Raw genomic sequence first — 19,413 nt, 5'->3', positions numbered from 1 at the left:
AATGTTATTAAAAAAGAATATATTTAGGGAAAATTTTGCAACATGAATCTTAAAAATTGTTTCCGATTTTCTCCATTATTATTTCTTCTTTTTCACGCAAATATGTATGCTCAGTGGACATACAATACTGCTAATAAACTAACAAAGGATGTCATTATAAATTATTCGGTTACTTATGAAAACGAGTTAACAGACAAACAAAAGAAATCTTCCAGCTTTATTAAAGAGTTTGTAATTATATTAAACAACAATAAAATTGTAGAAAAAAGATTTGGTTACAATGGTACTAATTCTTCTTTTACACTTTTCGATTATACCAAAAATAAGTATTACATCTGTCGTCAATATAAAACTAGTAAATCTGCTCTTTCTTACGATTTTAAAGAGCCTGTTATAGAAGGTGTATTACAAGATGGCGAAACCAAAAAAATAGCAGGTATAAAGTGCGATACATACATTTCCTTTTTAAAAGGAAAACCTACAGAGGTGTACACCACAAAAAAAATGGGTCTCCGTTTTATTAAAAATTACAATGTACAAGGTTTACTAATGGAGTATACTCAATACGATAAATACTTAGGGTACTATAAAGTAAAAGCTGAAAAAATTTCCTTTGCCAATCTTCCAAAAAATATTTTTTCTTTAGAAGGCTATCATGTTCAAAGCTATAAAGAGTATAAAAAAGAAAGTGACGCTTACAAAAAAAGAAGACAAGAATTATTGTCTCAAAGCATTGGTAAAAAATGCCCAAAATTTTATACGAGAACCATAGAAAACAAAAAAATTTCTAGTAAAAAGAATATTGAAAGTGGTAAAATAATGGTTCTTAACTTTTGGTTTACAACTTGTGGTCCCTGTAAAATGGAAATCCCAAAATTAAATGAACTTAAAGAAGTGTATAAGGATGATCCTAATGTAGAGTTTATTGCTTTTGGTCTGGATGACAAGTACGAAATAGAAAAGTTCTTAAAAAAATACCCTCTAAAATTCGACATTGTAGACGAAGGAAGATGGATTGCCAATAAGTTTGAAATTACCTCCTATCCTACCAATATTATTATAGACCAAAAGGGAACCGTTCAGTTTTTTGAAATTGGTTATAAAAGAAATATTAAAAACCTAATGACCAGTAAAATAGATGAACTATTGGAAGAGTAGTAAAAACTACTTTTCCAATATCATTTTTAATTCTTTTACATCGTCTGGTTTGGCAATAATTCGCTTCTCAGAATTTAAAAGAAAATAAGATGGTGTGGAGTTTATACTGTACTCTTTTGCTGCTTTACTCTTCCATTTTCCTAAGGAAATAGTGTGTGTCCAGTTAGAAAATTTCTTTGACTGCGCTACCCATTTAGCCTTGTCCTTTTCTTTTTCAAGTCCTACAGCCAACACCGTTAAGTTTTGTTTGTTGGCATCCTCTATTATCTTTTTTACTTTGGGCAAAGATTTTAAACAATGAGAACATGTACTACTCCAAAAAATAACTAAGTATTGGTTACTCGTATTTAAATCGTACAATGTTTTGTCTTTGTTAATTTGAATATTAGGAGCTATTACACCAAGAATAACTCTTGCAACTTCTTCAGTTTCTATTACAAAGCCAATATCCTGTGTTCTCCTTGGTAAAGCTTTATATAAGGCCAATGTTTTTTGCAATATTTCATTGTTCTCCTCCTCTACTAATTTTTTAATAATTGTCTTTAGAACATATTCCTTTAATGTATCATTTGTAGCATGAGACAACACATTGTCTATTGCTTTTACCAACAACTTATTCTCTACTCCAACATTACTAGACTGATGCAGTTTAAACACATACTCTAAAACCTTTTTCTCTAGAAAAGTAAAGTCTATAATTCTCTGATCCGAAAAATCTATAAAATCGAAATAGTGGTTAATGGTGCTTTCTATATAATCGCTTGGTAAAGCAAATGGTATAGGAGCATTGTATCTTTTAGAGGCTTTAATAACTCCCAAACAATAATCGTTCTTTGCCAACTCTTCGTAATACTTTTGAGCTCCTTCTATTTTTCCTTGAATTTCTTGATACTTTGTAATATCAGATTTAGGATTCTTAAAGTAAGCCATTTGAACAGAATCTAATTTCTGTTGAATAGATTGCATATTGTAGATATAAGAATCCATCAACTGATTTTCTCTAGAAGCTAAAAAACTTACAGACTCCTGCCCTATTTTACTATGTACCGTAAATTCTACATTCTCTTTGTTGTAAATAAAATCTACTCGTCCTGTTTTTTTATTTATGTAACGAACTCTGTAATATCCAGACTGTAAGCTATCCATAGGAATACGAAAAGTATCTTTTTCGGCTCTTACATACTTTACATATCTTCTCTCTCCTTTTTCAAATCGATAAAGTGCGATATCATTAATACCGTGAAGAGAATCTATAAAAACTCCTGTTACAGTATTCTGAGCTTGCAAACTTTGCACAGCTACAAAAAGTAGAAATATATATCTTTTCATGCTCTTTTTAATTACAAATAACATTCCAAAAAATTAGTCGTCAAAATACTTTACAATGGCTTCTTTCATCAACAAACTTTGTTCACCAGGTTTTAAGTTTGGTAAGGTATCTAAGGTTTTATAATGTGGCCAACCATCATCATCAAAAAAATCGAATTCGTAGTAACCATAAGGCTCTAATAATTTGCATATAGCAATATGCATTAAATTTATTTTTTCGTCTTTTTTAAACTCTCTATACCCCTGCCCTAATTCCTGAACACCTATTAAATATACAATCGAATCAACATCCAGTCTGTCTCCATCTGCAAACTGATCAGATAATTGCTTTACAATTTCATTCCAACGCAATTTTAATTGCTCGTCATTAACCATCTTACTTTTTTAAGACAAATATAAAGAACTCATTAAGGCTAAACTTTATAAAGCTGTATATTTGACCCAAAATTATTCTATGGAATATATTGTAGACATTGTTATTGGAGCAATTCTTGTTTATGGATTAATTAAAGGTTTTTCAAAAGGTTTTTTTGATGAATTAGCCTCTTTATTGTCATTGGTTTTAGGTATCTATGGAGCCATTCATTTTTCGTACTTCTTAAAAGAAATATTGGCAGAACATTTTCAAATGGATCATAAATACAATTCTCTAATTGCATTTTTTGGTACATTAATTATAATAATACTAGGTATTTCCTTAATAGGAAAACTATTTACCAAGTTAGCAAAAATGGTTTCTTTGGGCTTCTTAAATAAACTGTTAGGAGGTCTTTTTGGAGTGCTTAAATTAGGATTACTTTTGGGTGTTCTATTAGGTTGGTTAGAAAGAGTAAATTTTATACTTCCTATTATTAGTAAAGAACAAAAAGAAGCTTCTATTCTATACGAACCCACTAAAAACTTAGCGAACGTAGTTTTCCCTAAAATTCTAGATAAATTAGAAGATTTAAAGTTTTTAGAACAAGAACAAAGAGAAAAACAGGAAAAAGAGGATCAAGAAAGAGAATTTAATGAAGAACAAAGTATTTAGCATATTAGGATGTGGTTGGCTAGGTTTACCTTTGGCCGAATCTTTAGTAAATAGTGGCTTTACCGTTAAGGGAAGTACTACTACAGTTGAAAAATGCGAAACGCTATTAAATAAAGACATTCAGCCTTATGTTTTAATGGTTGATGAAGATATAGAGGGAAATTTAGAACATTTTTTACAGTCTGATATTTTGTTGATTAATGTTCCCTACAGAAAACAGAGATCTTTTATAAAAAGCTATCAAAAACTAGTAGAAGCTATTGAAATTTCTACTGTTAAACATGTTATTTTTATAAGTTCTACATCTGTATACGCTGATATTAATGATGAAGTAACAGAAAAAGAACCTTTTAAAATTAATTCTGCAAAAAAGGATTTGATTGCCTTAGAAAAGTTGTTCCAAAACAATCCTAACTTTGATACTACTGTGATACGTTTTGCTGGATTAATTGGGGGAACTCGAAACCCAGGAAACTTTTTTAAAGAAGATAGAATTGTAGAAAATGCATTGTCTAAAGTCAACTTAATTCACTTAGAAGATTGCATTGAAATTATTAAAGCTATTGTAGACAAGGAAAAGTGGAATACTACTTTTAATGCAGCAGCAAGTACTCATCCTACCAAAGCCAACTATTATAAAAAGGCAACGGAGATGGTAGGCAAAAAACCTGCTACGTTTAAAGAGGAATTAAAATCGTTTAAGGTAATATCTAACCAAAAATTAATAGATGAGTTAGACTATACTTTTAAATACCCTGATTTAATTGAAGCCTTATCTGTTTTTAAAAACTAAAACGTAGTGTCTAGAATTTCTTCTAGTGTATTGTAACGAAATGTAAATCCTATTTCTTTTGCTTTTTTATTACTAATAGGACTTCCTTCTAGTAAAATAATAGCCATTTCTCCAAAAATTAATTTTAGCATAAATGCTGGAACATTTGGAAACCAAAGAGATTTGTTTAAAACGGCTGCTATCCTAGCAGTAACTTTCTTATTGGTATCGTTTACAGCTACGGCATTGTAAATACCATCCCAATGGTGGCTTTTAACAGCTGCTACATACATATTTACCATATCATCTATATGAATAATAGGCATAATTTGTTTACCAGAACCTACTGGTGCTCCTATTCCCATTTTTATAGGTTGAGCCATCTTTTGCAATGCAGAACCTTCTTTTGCAAAAACAACACCGGTTCTTAAACACACAGTTCTTATTCCTAATGAACTAAATTGTAATGCTGCTTTCTCCCAAACATCGCATACTTTCGCTAAAAAATCTTCTCCTAGACCATCAGACTCCTCAAAAGTTTTAGATGTAGTAACAGTACCATAGTAACTAATTCCCGATGCAGAAATAAAACTTTTTACCTGGTGATTGTTTTCTTTTAGAGTTTTAAAAAGCAATGCTGCAGTTTTTACACGGCTGTCTATAATACGTTGTTTTTGCTTTGTAGTCCATCGCTTTTCTGCAACATTCGCTCCTGCTAAATGTATAATATGATCCACAGAACAAACCGCTTCTGTATCTAATTCACCTTTTTCTACATTCCAAACAGCAAATGAAAGTCCTTCCCTATCCGATTTTCTTTCCGTTCTAGACATAATTAGCACTTGGAAACCCTGTGCAAGTAAGCTTTCTTGCAAATTACTACCTATCAAACCTGTTCCTCCTGTAATTAAAACTTTCATTTTTAATATTTTATTATGATATAAAGCTACGGAAAAGCTATCCTCTTTCTAAAAAAATGTTAAATGTTAGTACTATTTAAAATGGTTATATTTGAGCGCTAACATAAATTTAACATACTATGGATTTTAACAACATTTTAGAAACTGCAACCGCTAAAGGTTCAGAATACATAACTCAATATGGGTTAAAATTAATCTCTGCTATTCTTGTTTGGATTATTGGAGGTTTTATAATTGGGCTTTTAAACAAAGGGTTTGCTAAAATGCTTGATAAAAGTAAAACTGATGAATCTTTACAACCTTTCTTAAAAAGCTTAGTTGGAGCTATTTTAAAGGCTGTATTAGTAATTACTGTTCTTTCTACATTAGGAGTAGAAATGACTTCGTTTATAGCTATTTTAGGAGCTGCTGGTTTGGCTGTGGGTATGGCACTTTCTGGTACATTACAAAACTTTGCTGGTGGTGTAATGATTTTAATCTTTAAGCCTTTTAAAGTAGGAGATGTAATAGAAGCACAAGGTTATACTGGAGGTGTAAAAGAAATTCAGATTTTTAATACTATTTTAAAAACTCCAGATAACAAGACTATTATTATTCCTAATGGAGGTTTATCTACTTCATCTATGGTAAATTATTCTACAGAATCAACAAGAAGAGTAGACTTTACTTTTGGAATTGGTTATGGTGATAGTATAGAACAAGCTAAAGAAGTTTTACTTAACATCTTAAAGAATGACGCTAGAGTTATTAACGACCCTGCAGAACCATTTGTAGAAGTTTCTGCTTTGGCAGATAGTTCAGTAAACTTTGCAGTAAGAGTTTGGGTAAATGCTGCGGACTACTGGGGAGTTTATTTTGATACAAATGCTGCTGTTTATAACGAGTTTAACAAAGCTGGAATTAATATTCCTTATCCACAAATGGATGTACATGTTCACAAAAACAGCTCAACAAAGAATATATAAAGTAAAAAGTCCCGCAAATATGCGGGACTTTTTTTATTCGTCATCATCTATGGTTACAGAACCCCAATTTTCACCTGTTTTAATACGATGAATTTGCATGTCCGAAACACCAAATTGCTTGGCAATCATTTTAAGCCTCGTTTTATTATTTGGATCTGCTAATTTTCTTTTTATAATTTTTACTCTTCCCTCCGTAAGCTTAGCGTAAGTTCTCTTAGGTTTAGACTTTAAATATTCTTCGTTTGCGTATTGATGCAATTCTTTTTCTCTCTTAGTAGCCCACTTTAAATTATCTACATGGTTGTTCTTCTTGTCATAATCTAAGTGAATTACATATTGATCCTCTTCCTTTTTTTCTAAAAAGTGTTCTGCTACCAGTTTGTGAACATACCTACTGGTTCTTTTACCATTAATTTCTTGCGTTAAAGGGATGGATGTATACCCATTTATATGGTGATACTTAAGAATTATTTCCTTATCACCTTTACATTTTAAAACCCTACCGTAATTAGATATTTTGTATTTCTCAGATTTAGCAATTACCTCGTCAAATACAATCTCTTTCCATTCTTCATTTCTATAACCGTGACTCATAATAATTAAGATTTAAACCATTAAATCTTAATCATAGCAAAATAAAAGAATTCGTATAAAACTCTTCTAACTACAAGTTAAAAAACTCATAATCAATACAAAATTACAATTTTTTAATGTATTTTTTGTCAATCCACCCAATTTGACCATCAGATATTTTTATTTTTTGCCATTCACCAACCTCATCTAATACTTTTACTTTGGTTCCTTCGTGTAAAACAAAAACTTCTGAAGCACCATCTTTAGGCTCGTTTTTAATAGAAATTTCTTCCGAAAAAATAATCGCATAAACTGTATTTCCAACTCTTTGGTATTGCTGTACGGTTATCCCTAAACTTATAAAACAAACAACTGTTAAAAACAGAGAAACCGTAAAATATAGCTTCTTAACGACTGGTTGCGTACTAAAAAAGAAAATCAACCACAATACTCCAGCAATCAACGAAAGCGTTACTGCTACCTTAGACCAATTGTCATATGATAAAATAGACAATACACTATCGTTAAATTTTTCGAAAGCAGATTTAGGTACTTCCTTAATACTATCTATAATACTACGATTGGCATAGGCTAAATTTACAGCAGCATCTTTATTTGCAGGATCTAACTGTAAAGATTTTTCAAAATAGTAAATAGCATTTGCCATTTGATTGCTTTTATAATACGAATTCCCCAAATTAAAATACAATTCTGAAGATGCTAAACCTTGTTCTAAAACATTGTTATACGCTGCAATGGCTTTGTTATACTCTTCTTGTTGATAAAACTGATTTCCCGTTTCAAATTTGTTTTGTGAATCTTGAGCACTCACAAAACTGATGGTCAACACTAAAATTCCAAATAGTAAATTTTTCATCTTTGCTGGTTTTATAAGTTTTTATCAATTAAAGTGATCGCCTTTTTGGCTTTATCAAAATCTTCTTTCATTCTTTCATCAGAAGAAGGAGCATATCTGGCAAACTCACAAGCTGCAAATACATCTAAAAATTGTTTTACAACCTCATTAGAAACGTTTTTATTCAATAATAACTCTTCTATCCTCTCCTTACTTATATCTGTAGTTTCAACGCTTAGTTTAGCCTTTAAATAGTTGTGTAATGCTTTTTCTAAAGAACTATAAAAAGTTTCCTTATTCCCCAATTCTTTTTTGGCACTAGCTAAATACTTTCTAGCCAATTTATCGGCTTTCTTAAGCTTATTTCTCTTAATATCTTTACTTAATTCTCTTTGTTTTTTAGAAGCAAATAAACCTAAAGGAATTACAACTACAGGCAATAATAACAGTACATAAAATAAGGTTGACTTAAAGAAATCTTTCTTCTCTATAGCTTTTAATACTGTAAACGTCTGTATGTATCTAAAATCTTCTCCAGATTTTCTAACCGATTGTTTAATAATATCATTACCATTGCTATAGTCTGATGATGTACCCGTAGTTAACTCTTTTCCTTGGGTTACATTTAATACAATTTCGTCTGATGTTATGGTATGGTATTTTTCATCTTCTGGGTTGAAATAAGAAAATGAAGTTTTAGGAATTATAAATTTTCCTTTATACTGTGGTACTACCGTGTATGCATTTTCTATACTTCCTTTTAATCCCGATGTAGCTGTGCTTACTCTCTCTTTTCTTTCGGGATCGTATACTTCTAGTTCTTTAGGAGTGGTAATGGTTGGAATCTCAAACAATTTTATGTTCCCCCTACCCGATACTTTTACTTTAACCTGTGCAGATTCATTTGCTTTAAATACATCTCTACTGGTGGTTACACTGTAATTATAATCTCCAACTGCACCAGAAAAATCTAGTGGTTTACCTTCTAACGGTAAAGGTTTAACGTTTATCTTTTTTTCTGTGGAAGCTACTTCTACCTTAATGTTTCTAGTTACAATATTTCGGAAGAAATCTAATTTACCTGTTGGAACTCCAGCCATAACCTCTGTAGAGGATGGATTTATTTTTAATACTCCTTCTCTTTGAGGTATTAATAGAGTTTTATTCAAAACTACATATTTCCAAATTTCTCCATTTAATTTCCCTTCTTTTACCTCTGGTCTCTCTACATCCACTTTTATGTTTTGACTCCAAAAACCTTCAAATTTAGCAGGTACATATGGATTATAATTACTCACAACTATCTGATTAACATTAACATAAAGTCTATATTCTACATAAACAGGTTCTCCAACATATGGATTATTATTAGATACCGAAATAACCATTTTTAAATTTTGATTGGCTAAATAATTTGGGTCATTTGGATCTTTAGGTAAATCTTGTGCATCCACAACTTTTATAGTCATAGCATTAGACTTTATTATATCTCCTCTATATGAAATACTAGCAGGAGGTATAATAAATACCCCTTTTCTCTTAGGTTTTAAAAAATAAGTATACGTCTTTTTGTAAACAGATTTAATACTACCATTTGTTATTATATTAGAACTGCTTATAGACTGCATTGGTCCTTGAATAACCTCAAAGTTTTTAAAATTAGGCAACGAAAAATCATCTGCTTCTTGATTGTTAATTTCATAAGAAATACGCAATCTTTGATTCTCTGCTAACGTTTTCTTACTTACCTTGGCGATAAGCTGAACGTCTTGAGCATAATTTGCAGTGGCAATGAATAAAGTAAAGAGTACTAGGTAATTAGTCTTAAATATTAAACTTTTTAAATTTTTATTTCTGTTTTGAGTGTTTTCAACTTTATACTGTATACTGCTAACTAAGTACTGAATACTTTGTAGTATATACTTTGTACTAAATACTATTTTACCAGTCCTTTTCATTTTTATTGCCTTTTGCTTTAACTTTCTGAGCATTTACTTTCTTTTGTGTTTTTTGCTCTTCATTACTCATATTCTCTAGCAATTGTTCTATTTGCTGTTTAGATAACTTAGAAGGTTGGGAGTTTGGTTCATTTCCAGATTCCTCATTATTCTTTCCATCCTTATCTTTTTTATCTCCGTCTTTGTCATCTTTACGCTTATCACCATTAGGATCTTTTTCTTCCTCCTTATTATCCCCTTTTTTATCTTTATTTTTTTTATCTCCTTCTTTGTTATCATCTTTACGCTTATCACCATTAGGATCCTTCTCTTGCTCCTTATTGTCTCCTTTCTTATCCTTATTTTTTTTATCTCCGTCTTTATCCTCTTTACTCTTATCACCATTAGGGTCCTTTTCATCCCCTTTCTTATCCTCGTCTTTGTTATCCTTTTTATCTTTTTCTTCTTTATCCTTATCGTCGTTAGAATCCTTTTGATCCTTGTTTTTATCTTTATTCTTTTGTTGCTGTTCCTCTTGCTTTTTCTTTTCTTGTTTTGCAGCTATGTATTTTTGACGTAGGATATCGTCTTTAGGATTTTTTAATAAAGACTGTTTATAAGCATCCAAAGCTTCATCATATTTCTTTTGTTGTTTTAATGCATCTCCTAATAATTCAAAAGATTTTGCTTTTTCTGCTTCTGTTTCTGCTAATCTATTTGCTTGCTTATAAAATTTCTCTGCTTCTGAATACTTTTTTTGTTTAAAAAAAGTATTTCCCAAATTATAAGCACCTTTATAGTAATTACCATTTTGAGCCATACTCTTTTGATAGGCGATTAAAGCTTCATCATACTTTTCCTTCTTGTAAGCTGTATTCCCTTCTCGCAAAAATTCTTTTGCCTTAAAAAATCTTTCCTTAGATAACCCTTGGCTAAAGGTAAATCCAGTGATCATCATAAAAATCATCAACAATGTATATTTCATCTTATTCCTGATTTTCATTAAATAAATTTATATTCTTTACCCATTTCGTTTTCTTTTCAAAAACAAAAACGTCTAAAAGCAACCAAAAAATCCCCAAACCTATAAACCATTGAAATTGGCTTTTGTAATCTGAAAATTGTTTGGTTTCAAATTCTGTTTTTTTGGCTTTAGAAAGTACCTCTACTATTTTTTCTACAGAAGTATTTGTTTTGTTCCCATCTACATAAAAACCATTACAACTTGCAGCAACTTCTTGCAAAACTTGTACATGTCTTTGTGTAATTACAACTTCTCCATTTCTATCTTTCTTAAGTCCTTTTTTATAACCATTTACCATATTTGGAATTACCCCCCCTTTTTCGGTTCCAATTCCTACAGTAATTACTTTTACTCCTTCAGCAGCCAATTCTTTGGCTTTTTCAATTGTATTCTCTTCATGGTCTTCTCCATCAGATAAAATCACTAAATATTTATTGGTTTGTTCCTCATTATTGTAGTAATTCTTTGCAGATCCAAGTGCCTCGTTTATAGCTGTTCCCTGACTAGAAACCATATCTGGTGCAGCATTTCTTAAAAATAATTTTGCCGCAGCATGGTCTGTTGTAATTGGCAATAAAGGATACGAATTTCCTGCATAAATTATAATTCCAATCCTATCGCTTCCTAACCGGTCTACAGTTCTAGAAATAATCTGTTTTGCTTTTTCCAATCTATTAGGAGCAATATCTTCTGACAGCATACTCTTAGAAACATCTAAAGCAAATACAATATCTACACCTTCTCTTTTAACAGTCTCTAACTTTATTCCTATTTTAGGATTTACCAAAGCAACTACAAAACTACTAATGGCTAATACCAAGAAAAACCACTTAATAGAGGTTTTGTATACTGAATAATCTGGTGCTAATTTTTCTAACAAATTACTATCAGAAAAAGCTTTCTGAGTCCTTTTTTGCCACCAAAATTTATACAGCAAAATAACTAGCAATAATGGTACTATTGCTAACACATAAAAGTATATAGGTTCTTCTAATCTGTTCATAATCTCGTTTCTAAAGTTTTAAAGTTGAATGTTTCCAAAGTTTATGTATCAACGACAATACCCCCGTTAACCTTCGAACTTGTAACTTTTTAACTCATTCTATTTATATAAAACTTTTAAATAAGGTATTTTTTAAAACATATTCTAGTACTAACAAACCAAGTGCAATTAAAACTAGGTTTCTATACAATTCTTGGTAATTGTAATATTTAAATTCTTCTACTACTGTTTTTTCTAACTTGTCTATTTCATCATAAATAGTTTTTAGTTTTGTATTAGAAGTTGCTCTAAAATATTGTCCACCTGTTTCTCTAGCTATGTGTTTTAATAAATCTTCATCTATTTCCACTTCTATAGGTTGATAAAAGGTTCTACCAAAACGATCTTTTACAGGCATTTCTGCCATTCCATTGGTACCAATACCAATAGTATACACCTTTATACCAACTCCTTTAGCCAGTTCTGTAGCTAATTTTGGATCTACAGAACCTGAGTTATTTACACCATCGGTTAATAGAATAATCACTTTACTCTTTGCCTTGCTTTGCTTTAATCTATTAACAGCAGCTCCTAACCCCATACCAATAGCAGTACCGTCTTCTATACCTCCATACTCAATAGAAGCAATGGTTCTTTTTACAATAGATTTATCACTCGTAATAGGTGTTTTTGTATAACTTTCTCCGGCATATAAAACCACTCCAATTCGATCATTTGGACGTTTGTCTACAAAATCTTGTGCTACTTTTTTTAATGCTTCTAACCTGTTTGGTTTTAAATCTCTTGCCAACATAGATCCGGAAACATCGGTAGCCATTACAATATCAATTCCTTTGTTTTTTTTGTTTTTAGTAGTAACAGATACATTTCTTGGTCTGGCCAATGCCACAATTAAAAAACCTAAAGCAATTAATTTTAAAACCCATAAGAATTGATAGACTACAGTAAAAAAAGAACTGCTTTTTATAGCTCTGGTAGTAGCAATAGAAAGTTTGGCTTGATTTCTATTTTTACTTAGAAACAACCATATCGCCACCAATGGTATAATTAGCAAGCCCCATAAAAATTCAGGATTTGTAAATTCAAAATTACTGCTCTTCATTTTCTTCCTGTTTCTTTTTTGATTCTACAATTTTATGAATCGTATTGATAATTAGTTTCGCATCTGATTCATGTCCTCTAATATCACTTTCTATAGGTTTTTGTTTGGCAAACTTTACAAAATCTGCTTGAGATAGCAATCCCTTTAATTTTTCTACAAGTTCTTTTTCTAAACCTAATCCTTGTTCTTTATTTTCTACTTGTAGTAAAGATATTAACTCGTCTGTAGTATTTTCTAATGCTTGAATGGAAAGCTCTCCCCCTATGTATTTTCTTACAATGTCTGTTAATTCTGAATAGTACTCTTTAACCTGATTATTTTGCCATAATTCTTTAGTTTGTAATTCTTTTAACTCTTTTGTAGCTGTAATATATGGAGGTATTTTAGGAATAATAACAGGCTTTTCTTCTTTCTCTTTACGAAACAAGAAATAGATTAAAATAATAAAAGCTAAAACTCCTAAAGCAATGTAAAGGTAGTTTTCATATCTGTATCTTATTTCTGCAAAGGTAACTTTGTCCTTTTCTGCCTCTTTTAAGTTGATATACTGATTCAACATAGAAGTATCCACCTTTATGATTCCAACATTAATTAGTAAAGAATCTGTAAAATATGATTTGGCATCAATAAAAATCTCTTGTTTTTTTATGTAGAATGCTCCACTATCAAAACCAGTGATTAAATACTTTTTAACTACCTTATCTTTTACGGTTTCTTCATCTAATTCTTTTGCAACCTCTAAACCATCTAACTCTAGGCTAGGAAAAGTAACACTTGCTTCTTTTGGAGCAGCTATACTAAAAGTTAGCTGATCCCCTATTTTAATGTTAGGGGTATCTACTTGTACGCTTATTTCAGGATTAGATTGTCCTGCCATAACCCAACAAAAAAAGAAAGTGATTATATAACTAAATTTTTTCATCAATTTGAAATTCCAAATTTATAATTGATTATCCTCTTTGTTTAAAATACGTCAACAGTTTTTTAGCATAATTTTCTTCGGTTCTACAACTTAAAACTCCTGCTCCACTTTTTTGAAAAGCAGTGTGAAAATTATTCTTCCAATGCGCAAATTGCTGCTCGTATTTATTTCTAACTTTTCTAGACGATGTATTAACCAAAACCGTTTGTCCCGACTCTGCATCTACCATAGGAACCAATCCTATTTTTGGTAAACTCTCGTCGTACTGATCGTAAACTCTTACTCCAGTTACATCGTGCTTATTAGCAACAATTTTTAGGGTTTGCTCATATCCATCGTCCATAAAATCTGAAAGAATAAACACAATGGCCTTCTTTCTTATTACGTTAGACAAATATTTTAAAGCCCCATTTATATTTGTTTTTTTACTGTTAGGTTCAAACTCTATCAACTCGCGTATGATACGTAGTACGTGACTTTTTCCTTTTTTTGGAGGAATGTATAATTCCACCTCATCAGAAAACAATAGTAAACCTACTTTATCGTTGTTCTGAATGGCAGAAAAAGCCATGGTCGCAGCAATTTCTGTAAGGGTTTCTCTTTTAAATTGCTCTTTGGTTCCAAAATTTCCAGAACCACTAATATCTACCACCAGCATCATGGTTAACTCTCGTTCCTCTTCAAAAACCTTAACATAAGGTTCGTTGTAACGAGCCGTTACATTCCAATCTATACTACGGATGTCATCACCAAATTGATATTGTTTTACCTCACTAAAAGTCATACCACGACCCTTAAAAGAACTGTGATATTCTCCCGAAAAGACATGATCTGACAAACGACGTGTCTTGATCTCTATCTTTCTAACTTTTTTTAAGATTTCTTTGGTATCCATATTTTTTGGCTGTAAGCCATAGGCAGTAGGCTATAAGCTTAAAGCTTACGGCATAAAGCCTAGAGCCATTAAGGTACTTCTACTACATTTACAATTTGGTTCACAATATCCTCAGAGGTTACGTTTTCTGCTTCTGCTTCGTACGTAATTCCAATTCTGTGACGTAAAATATCTAACACTACCGCTCTTACATCTTCTGGAATAACATATCCTCTACGTTTAATAAACGCATGACATTTTGCAGCTTTGGCTAAAGAAATACTACCACGAGGAGAAGCTCCAAAAGAAATTAATGGTTTTAAGTTTTCTAATCCGTATTTTTCTGGGTAACGAGTGGCAAAAATTAAATCAAGAATGTATTTCTCAATTTTCTCATCCATGTACACTTCATTTACCACTTTACGAGCATTTATAATCTCTGTTAAAGAAACTACTGGATTTACCTTTTCAAAAGATCCGTTTAAATTGGCTCTCATAATCAATTGCTCCTCTTCTAACTTAGGATAATCAATTACTACTTTTAACATAAAACGGTCTACTTGTGCTTCTGGCAACGTATATGTACCTTCTTGATCTACTGGATTCTGAGTTGCCATTACCAAGAAAGGTTCGTCTAATTTAAATGTCTCATCGCCAATGGTAATTTGACGTTCTTGCATTGCTTCTAATAAAGCCGATTGTACTTTAGCAGGTGCACGGTTGATCTCATCTGCCAATACAAAATTGGCGAAAATAGGTCCCTTCTTTATAGAAAAGTCATTTTCTTTCATGTTATAAATCATGGTACCTACTACATCTGCTGGTAATAAGTCTGGTGTAAACTGAATACGACTAAACGCTCCATCTACAGCTTTAGCTAATGTATTAATTGCCAAAGTTTTTGCCAGTCCCGGAACCCCTTCTAATAAAATATGTCCGTTCCCTAATAGTCCAATCAACAAACGATCTACCATGTGCTTTTGACCAACAATTACCTTGTTCATTTCCATGGATAATAAATCCACGAATGCACTCTCCTTTTCTATTTTTTCGCTGATAGCTCTTATGTCTACTTCCATTGTTTATCTAAGATTTTATGCTTTACAGTTGTGTTTTATCAATTTGCGTACCAATTTACAATATTGATGTGAAATAGGAAGAGTTGTCAGTATTTTAAAATAAAAAGAATCGAGATATTGCTTTCTTTTTATATTTTTTGCAAAACTTAAATTCAATAGGTCATACATCATTTAATAATTCACCTAGAAACACGTAGCTTTGTAGTCTATTAAAACTGTACCCATTGATTCCATTACCAGACGTTTCCACTAGTAAAATTGCTATTAAATTAAAATCCAACGCAGAAGTTTTGGTTAAAAAAGGACATCCTTGGGTGTTTGACAATAGCATTGCAAAACAAAATAAGGAAGGGAAATCTGGAGACTTAGCTATTATTTTTGATACTAAAAAAAATAAATTATTGGCTATTGGTTTTTACGATCCTAATTCTCCTATCAGAATTAAAATATTACAAGCCAACAAAGCAGGAAACATTAATAAAGATTGGTTTATTGGCAAAATTAAAGAAGCTTATTCTAAAAGAGCTGAATTATTAAAAACCGAAACGAATAGCTACCGATTAATTTATGGAGAAAATGATGGTTTGCCTTCTTTGGTTGCAGATGTATACAATCATGTATTGGTGGTAAAATTATATGCTTCTTTTTGGTTTCCTTATTTAAAGGATATTTTACCCACTTTAATAGAAATAAGCGGAACAAAAACCACTGTTTTACGATTGGGTAGAAATGTTCAAAAAGAAAAAAATAGTTATGGTTTAACTGATGGACAAGTATTAGATGGTGTTTTAGAAAACGAAGTAATTGTTTTTAAAGAACACGGTGTTAACTTTTCTGCCAATGTAATTAAGGGACATAAGACAGGTTACTTTTTAGATCATCGTGCCAATAGAAAGAAAGTAGGAGAGATGGCTAAGGGAAAAACCGTATTAGACGTATTTTCATACGCTGGTGGTTTTTCTGTACATGCTTTAAAAGGTGGTGCTACTTCTGTTACCAGTCTAGACATTAGCGGACCTGCATTGGAAATAGCTAAAAGTAATGCCAATTTAAACGACTTCTCTGGAACTCATAAAACCATTGTTGGTGATGCTTTTGAGGAATTAAATACCCTAGCCAAAAACAACACAAAATTTGATATTGTAGTAATCGACCCACCGTCATTTGCTAAAAGTGCATTAGAGGTTGATAGAGCCATCATGAGCTATAAAAAACTGGTAAAATTAGGTTTACAATTGGTGAAGAAAAAAGGAACCTTGGTAATGGCTTCTTGTAGTTCTAGAATTACCTATGATGTATTTTTTGAGCTGGTAGAGGAGGTACTACAAAACAATAGAGTTCCCTATAAAATATTAGAAACCACTCGTCATGATATTGACCATCCTATAGGGTTTAAAGAAGGATCTTATTTAAAGAGTATTTATTTGGAGCTGTATTAATCTGCTTTAATTCTCCAGGGCGGGTTTAATCGATTGTCTCCGGCATAGTAAAGGATGATTTGATTTCCATCGAGATCTTTTAATCTAGCTTCTCTCCACAACCAGCTTTGATTTGTTGACTCTAGTTCAAACTCAATTCCTTTTTCTTTGAGTTCTGCTACTCGAGTGTCTAAATTTTCGCATTCAAAATAAACCCAAATTCCTTCTCCTTTTGGTAAACTCGCTACCTCGTGCAAAGAAAAAGTAGCATTCCCATCAGGGCAAACAAACCTTGCATAATGCGGCATTGACTTAACTATTAAAGTAAGTCCTAATTTTTCGTAAAAAGGAATAGATTTACTTAAATCTAAAGAGGGAACTGTTATTTGATTTAAATTCATTTTGTGAAGTTAAGAAACGACTATTTATTTTGGTTACTACAATTAATTTTTATTAAATTTGACAAATATTGTCATGTCTGTATATGGAAAATAGTTTTGGAGAAACCATAAGAAAATTAAGAGAAGAAAACAATCTTCTTCTAAGGGAGTTATCAGCAAAGATTAATATAGATCAATCATTACTAAGTAAAATTGAAACTAATAATCGAATTGCTAAAAAAGAAACTATCAATAAAATAGCAGAAGTATTCAATATTGATTTTAATGAACTATTAGTGATCTGGTTATCTGATAAAATAGTAAATGATTTAAAAGATGAAAAAAATATTGATAAAATTTTAAAAACTGCAAAAAAAAAATTAATGGATGGGAAAAAGTAAACTAATGGATTATCATCGTTTTCTAGATGAAGCAGGAGATACTACTTTTTATGGTAAAGGAAAAAGAAATATTATTGGTACTAATGGGGTATCAAATGTTTTCATTCTTGGTTTGGTGAAAATAAAAGATCCTTTGGATGAAGTTAGAGAAAAAATAAATTCTCTTCAAAATAAAATAGTTGATGATTCTTTTTATCATGTACCAAGTGTAATAAAGAAAATTAATAAGAATGGCTATTATTTACATGCTACTGATGATTTACCAGAGGTAAGAAAAGAAATGTTTGATTTAATAAAAACGATTAATTGTAGTTTTGAAGCAGTAGTAGGCAGAAAAAGTATAGAACGATATGAAACTAAGCATAAGGGCAAAGAAGAATATTTCTATGCAGATTTATTATCTCATTTATTAAAAAACAAACTTTCTAAACATGAAAAACTTGTAATGCACATCTCTGAAAGAGGGAAAAGCACTAAAAATCACAACTTAGAACTAGCTTTTTTAAAAGCAAAACAAAGGTTTTCTAAAAATAATAGCGATCAAAAAATGAAAACTAACGTTGTATTTAATGTAAATTATCCTACAAAAGACCCTTTGCTTAATCTTGCTGACTATTTTTGTTGGACTATCCAAAGAGTTTTTGAAAAAGGTGAAATTCGTTATTATAATTATCTAAAGGAACAGATAAAAGTTGTTGTAGATTTATATGACACAGATAATTATACTAACTGGAACAATTATTATGACAATAAAAAGAATCCATTAACGATCAAAAATAAAATAAGTCCACTAAAACACTAATTTTAAAATATATTTAAAATAACGACGTGAAGTCGACTTTCGTGTTTTGCAGACTTTATTATTACAAAGGTAATGTTTTTTTATCTTTTTCACAAAATCACAAAAAACTATATATCAATCCATTATATACTCCCTCAACTCAAAAACACCATTTTCAAGCACTCCATAAGTAAAATAACCAATCCAATCTCCTGTGTTTACGTATTTAGAATTCTGAGGTAAATCGAAAATCATAGGTAAGTGACGGTGTCCAAAAATAAAGTAATCGTAATGTTGTTTTTCTAAAACTTCTTTGCAGTATAGAATTAAAAATTCTTTGTCTTCTCCTTGAAATATCACATCTTCTTCTCCAGAAATTGTTTTGTTTTCTACAGACAAATACTTGGCTAACCCAACACCTAAATCGGGGTGAAACCAACGGAACAACCATTTACAGAAAGAATTGGTAAACACCTTTTTCATGGCTTTGTAACCTTTATCTCCAGGCCCTAAACCGTCTCCATGACCAATTAAAAAAGTTTTTCCTTGCAGTGTAAACTCTTTAGGCTCATGGTATACTGGAATATTCAATTCTTTTTCAAAATAATCGGTCATCCATAAATCGTGATTCCCTACAAAAAAGTGCATTTCTATTCCAGCATCTCTTAATTCTGCCAATTTTCCTAAAACACGTACAAATCCTTTAGGAACTACGTGCTTGTATTCAAACCAAAAATCGAATAAATCTCCTAATAAGAAAATAACACCTGCATCGTGTTTTATTTCGTCTAACCACTTTACAAAATGCTTTTCCCTAGGCAAGCTTTTAGCTGTAGTGGGTGCACCAAAATGCTGATCGGAAGCAAAGTATATTTTCTTAGCAGACATT

At 31.2% G+C, this 19,413-nt stretch carries 21 protein-coding genes; 7 read left to right on the top strand and 14 right to left on the bottom strand.

Annotation, left to right across the window (positions count from 1 at the left end; translation table 11 throughout):
• Positions 1-42: 42 nt before the first annotated feature.
• Positions 43-1,158, top strand: a complete 1,116-nt coding sequence (locus ACXHHC_RS10935) for a TlpA family protein disulfide reductase (RefSeq protein ID WP_458226417.1) — start codon at positions 43-45, stop codon at positions 1,156-1,158.
• Positions 1,159-1,164: 6 nt separating this feature from the next.
• Here the strand turns inward: ACXHHC_RS10935 and ACXHHC_RS10930 are convergent, their stop codons facing one another.
• The gene (locus ACXHHC_RS10930; RefSeq protein ID WP_458226416.1) at positions 1,165-2,487 is read right to left on the bottom strand and encodes a thioredoxin-like domain-containing protein; all 1,323 of its coding nucleotides are present in this window, start codon (positions 2,485-2,487) and stop codon (positions 1,165-1,167) included.
• Between the two features lie 33 nt (positions 2,488-2,520).
• Positions 2,521-2,862 (bottom strand): hypothetical protein, encoded by a 342-nt coding sequence (locus ACXHHC_RS10925; protein WP_458226415.1) that lies wholly within the window; start codon positions 2,860-2,862, stop codon positions 2,521-2,523.
• Between the two features lie 79 nt (positions 2,863-2,941).
• Here ACXHHC_RS10925 and ACXHHC_RS10920 point away from each other — a divergent pair, with 79 nt between their 5' ends.
• Together ACXHHC_RS10920 and ACXHHC_RS10915 are read left to right on the top strand one after the other, a co-directional pair.
• Positions 2,942-3,517, top strand: coding sequence for a CvpA family protein (locus ACXHHC_RS10920; RefSeq protein WP_458226414.1), 576 nt, complete (start codon positions 2,942-2,944; stop codon positions 3,515-3,517).
• Positions 3,498-4,310, top strand: coding sequence for an NAD(P)-binding domain-containing protein (locus ACXHHC_RS10915; RefSeq protein ID WP_458226413.1), 813 nt, complete (start codon positions 3,498-3,500; stop codon positions 4,308-4,310). Before ACXHHC_RS10920 ends, ACXHHC_RS10915 begins: the two co-directional genes overlap by 20 nt.
• On the opposite strand, the gene ACXHHC_RS10910 is transcribed toward ACXHHC_RS10915, so the two are convergent.
• Positions 4,307-5,209, bottom strand: a complete 903-nt coding sequence (locus ACXHHC_RS10910) for a TIGR01777 family oxidoreductase (protein ID WP_458226412.1) — start codon at positions 5,207-5,209, stop codon at positions 4,307-4,309. The genes ACXHHC_RS10915 and ACXHHC_RS10910 overlap by 4 nt on opposite strands.
• Positions 5,210-5,328: 119 nt before the next feature.
• Between ACXHHC_RS10910 and ACXHHC_RS10905 the strand changes: the two genes are divergently transcribed.
• Positions 5,329-6,174, top strand: a complete 846-nt coding sequence (locus ACXHHC_RS10905; RefSeq protein ID WP_458226411.1) for a mechanosensitive ion channel family protein — start codon at positions 5,329-5,331, stop codon at positions 6,172-6,174.
• 33 nt (positions 6,175-6,207) lie between these two features.
• On the opposite strand, the gene ACXHHC_RS10900 is transcribed toward ACXHHC_RS10905, so the two are convergent.
• From ACXHHC_RS10900 to ACXHHC_RS10860, 9 genes are all read right to left on the bottom strand, one after another.
• Positions 6,208-6,768, bottom strand: coding sequence for an NUMOD4 domain-containing protein (locus tag ACXHHC_RS10900; RefSeq protein WP_458226410.1), 561 nt, complete (start codon positions 6,766-6,768; stop codon positions 6,208-6,210).
• Between the two features lie 103 nt (positions 6,769-6,871).
• Entirely contained in the window at positions 6,872-7,624 is a 753-nt protein-coding gene (locus tag ACXHHC_RS10895) for a tetratricopeptide repeat protein (RefSeq protein WP_458226409.1), read from the bottom strand.
• Between the two features lie 11 nt (positions 7,625-7,635).
• Positions 7,636-9,561, bottom strand: a complete 1,926-nt coding sequence (locus tag ACXHHC_RS10890) for a BatD family protein (RefSeq protein ID WP_458226408.1) — start codon at positions 9,559-9,561, stop codon at positions 7,636-7,638.
• Positions 9,545-10,543, bottom strand: a complete 999-nt coding sequence (locus ACXHHC_RS10885) for a tetratricopeptide repeat protein (protein ID WP_458226407.1) — start codon at positions 10,541-10,543, stop codon at positions 9,545-9,547. The genes ACXHHC_RS10890 and ACXHHC_RS10885 overlap by 17 nt, the downstream gene beginning before the upstream one ends.
• On the bottom strand, positions 10,527-11,567 hold the full coding sequence (locus tag ACXHHC_RS10880) for a VWA domain-containing protein (protein WP_458226406.1): 1,041 nt from the start codon (positions 11,565-11,567) through the stop codon (positions 10,527-10,529). The genes ACXHHC_RS10885 and ACXHHC_RS10880 overlap by 17 nt, the downstream gene beginning before the upstream one ends.
• A 103-nt stretch (positions 11,568-11,670) precedes the next feature.
• On the bottom strand, positions 11,671-12,669 hold the full coding sequence (locus ACXHHC_RS10875) for a vWA domain-containing protein (RefSeq protein ID WP_458226405.1): 999 nt from the start codon (positions 12,667-12,669) through the stop codon (positions 11,671-11,673).
• A complete protein-coding gene (locus tag ACXHHC_RS10870) occupies positions 12,656-13,591 on the bottom strand; it encodes a hypothetical protein (RefSeq protein WP_458226404.1) in 936 nt (311 codons plus the stop codon). The genes ACXHHC_RS10875 and ACXHHC_RS10870 overlap by 14 nt, the downstream gene beginning before the upstream one ends.
• A gap of 28 nt (positions 13,592-13,619) precedes the next feature.
• Positions 13,620-14,486, bottom strand: a complete 867-nt coding sequence (locus ACXHHC_RS10865) for a DUF58 domain-containing protein (RefSeq protein ID WP_458226403.1) — start codon at positions 14,484-14,486, stop codon at positions 13,620-13,622.
• A gap of 68 nt (positions 14,487-14,554) precedes the next feature.
• Positions 14,555-15,544 (bottom strand): AAA family ATPase, encoded by a 990-nt coding sequence (locus ACXHHC_RS10860; protein WP_458226402.1) that lies wholly within the window; start codon positions 15,542-15,544, stop codon positions 14,555-14,557.
• 224 nt (positions 15,545-15,768) lie between these two features.
• Between ACXHHC_RS10860 and ACXHHC_RS10855 the strand changes: the two genes are divergently transcribed.
• Positions 15,769-16,983 carry a class I SAM-dependent rRNA methyltransferase gene (locus tag ACXHHC_RS10855; RefSeq protein ID WP_458226401.1) on the top strand — a complete coding sequence of 405 codons (1,215 nt, stop codon included), beginning with the start codon at positions 15,769-15,771 and terminating at the stop codon, positions 16,981-16,983.
• Here the strand turns inward: ACXHHC_RS10855 and ACXHHC_RS10850 are convergent.
• A complete protein-coding gene (locus tag ACXHHC_RS10850; protein ID WP_458226400.1) occupies positions 16,980-17,363 on the bottom strand; it encodes a VOC family protein in 384 nt (127 codons plus the stop codon). The two genes, ACXHHC_RS10855 and ACXHHC_RS10850, sit on opposite strands and share 4 nt — an antisense overlap.
• A gap of 83 nt (positions 17,364-17,446) precedes the next feature.
• Between ACXHHC_RS10850 and ACXHHC_RS10845 the strand changes: the two genes are divergently transcribed.
• Together ACXHHC_RS10845 and ACXHHC_RS10840 are read left to right on the top strand one after the other, a co-directional pair.
• On the top strand, positions 17,447-17,743 hold the full coding sequence (locus ACXHHC_RS10845; RefSeq protein WP_458226399.1) for a helix-turn-helix domain-containing protein: 297 nt from the start codon (positions 17,447-17,449) through the stop codon (positions 17,741-17,743).
• A complete protein-coding gene (locus ACXHHC_RS10840; RefSeq protein ID WP_458226398.1) occupies positions 17,730-18,545 on the top strand; it encodes a DUF3800 domain-containing protein in 816 nt (271 codons plus the stop codon). Before ACXHHC_RS10845 ends, ACXHHC_RS10840 begins: the two co-directional genes overlap by 14 nt.
• Before the next feature lie 114 nt (positions 18,546-18,659).
• Here the strand turns inward: ACXHHC_RS10840 and ACXHHC_RS10835 are convergent, their stop codons facing one another.
• Positions 18,660-19,412, bottom strand: a complete 753-nt coding sequence (locus ACXHHC_RS10835; RefSeq protein ID WP_458226397.1) for a UDP-2,3-diacylglucosamine diphosphatase — start codon at positions 19,410-19,412, stop codon at positions 18,660-18,662.
• Position 19,413 lies beyond the last annotated feature (1 nt).

Source organism: Wenyingzhuangia sp. IMCC45574, assembly GCF_054182685.1.
This window is presented reverse-complemented; position numbering and strand designations above follow the sequence as displayed.

Bases quoted from the DNA above. Each gene is read 5' to 3' on its own strand.
- ACXHHC_RS10935 (WP_458226417.1), top strand. From the start codon at position 43: ATGAATCTTAAAAATTGTTTCCGATTTTCTCCATTATTATTTCTTCTT.
- ACXHHC_RS10930 (WP_458226416.1), bottom strand. From the start codon at position 2,487: ATGAAAAGATATATATTTCTACTTTTTGTAGCTGTGCAAAGTTTGCAA.
- ACXHHC_RS10925 (WP_458226415.1), bottom strand. From the start codon at position 2,862: ATGGTTAATGACGAGCAATTAAAATTGCGTTGGAATGAAATTGTAAAG.
- ACXHHC_RS10920 (WP_458226414.1), top strand. From the start codon at position 2,942: ATGGAATATATTGTAGACATTGTTATTGGAGCAATTCTTGTTTATGGA.
- ACXHHC_RS10915 (WP_458226413.1), top strand. From the start codon at position 3,498: ATGAAGAACAAAGTATTTAGCATATTAGGATGTGGTTGGCTAGGTTTA.
- ACXHHC_RS10910 (WP_458226412.1), bottom strand. From the start codon at position 5,209: ATGAAAGTTTTAATTACAGGAGGAACAGGTTTGATAGGTAGTAATTTG.
- ACXHHC_RS10905 (WP_458226411.1), top strand. From the start codon at position 5,329: ATGGATTTTAACAACATTTTAGAAACTGCAACCGCTAAAGGTTCAGAA.
- ACXHHC_RS10900 (WP_458226410.1), bottom strand. From the start codon at position 6,768: ATGAGTCACGGTTATAGAAATGAAGAATGGAAAGAGATTGTATTTGAC.
- ACXHHC_RS10895 (WP_458226409.1), bottom strand. From the start codon at position 7,624: ATGAAAAATTTACTATTTGGAATTTTAGTGTTGACCATCAGTTTTGTG.
- ACXHHC_RS10890 (WP_458226408.1), bottom strand. From the start codon at position 9,561: ATGAAAAGGACTGGTAAAATAGTATTTAGTACAAAGTATATACTACAA.
- ACXHHC_RS10885 (WP_458226407.1), bottom strand. From the start codon at position 10,543: ATGAAAATCAGGAATAAGATGAAATATACATTGTTGATGATTTTTATG.
- ACXHHC_RS10880 (WP_458226406.1), bottom strand. From the start codon at position 11,567: ATGAACAGATTAGAAGAACCTATATACTTTTATGTGTTAGCAATAGTA.
- ACXHHC_RS10875 (WP_458226405.1), bottom strand. From the start codon at position 12,669: ATGAAGAGCAGTAATTTTGAATTTACAAATCCTGAATTTTTATGGGGC.
- ACXHHC_RS10870 (WP_458226404.1), bottom strand. From the start codon at position 13,591: ATGAAAAAATTTAGTTATATAATCACTTTCTTTTTTTGTTGGGTTATG.
- ACXHHC_RS10865 (WP_458226403.1), bottom strand. From the start codon at position 14,486: ATGGATACCAAAGAAATCTTAAAAAAAGTTAGAAAGATAGAGATCAAG.
- ACXHHC_RS10860 (WP_458226402.1), bottom strand. From the start codon at position 15,544: ATGGAAGTAGACATAAGAGCTATCAGCGAAAAAATAGAAAAGGAGAGT.
- ACXHHC_RS10850 (WP_458226400.1), bottom strand. From the start codon at position 17,363: ATGAATTTAAATCAAATAACAGTTCCCTCTTTAGATTTAAGTAAATCT.
- ACXHHC_RS10845 (WP_458226399.1), top strand. From the start codon at position 17,447: ATGGAAAATAGTTTTGGAGAAACCATAAGAAAATTAAGAGAAGAAAAC.
- ACXHHC_RS10840 (WP_458226398.1), top strand. From the start codon at position 17,730: ATGGGAAAAAGTAAACTAATGGATTATCATCGTTTTCTAGATGAAGCA.
- ACXHHC_RS10835 (WP_458226397.1), bottom strand. From the start codon at position 19,412: ATGTCTGCTAAGAAAATATACTTTGCTTCCGATCAGCATTTTGGTGCA.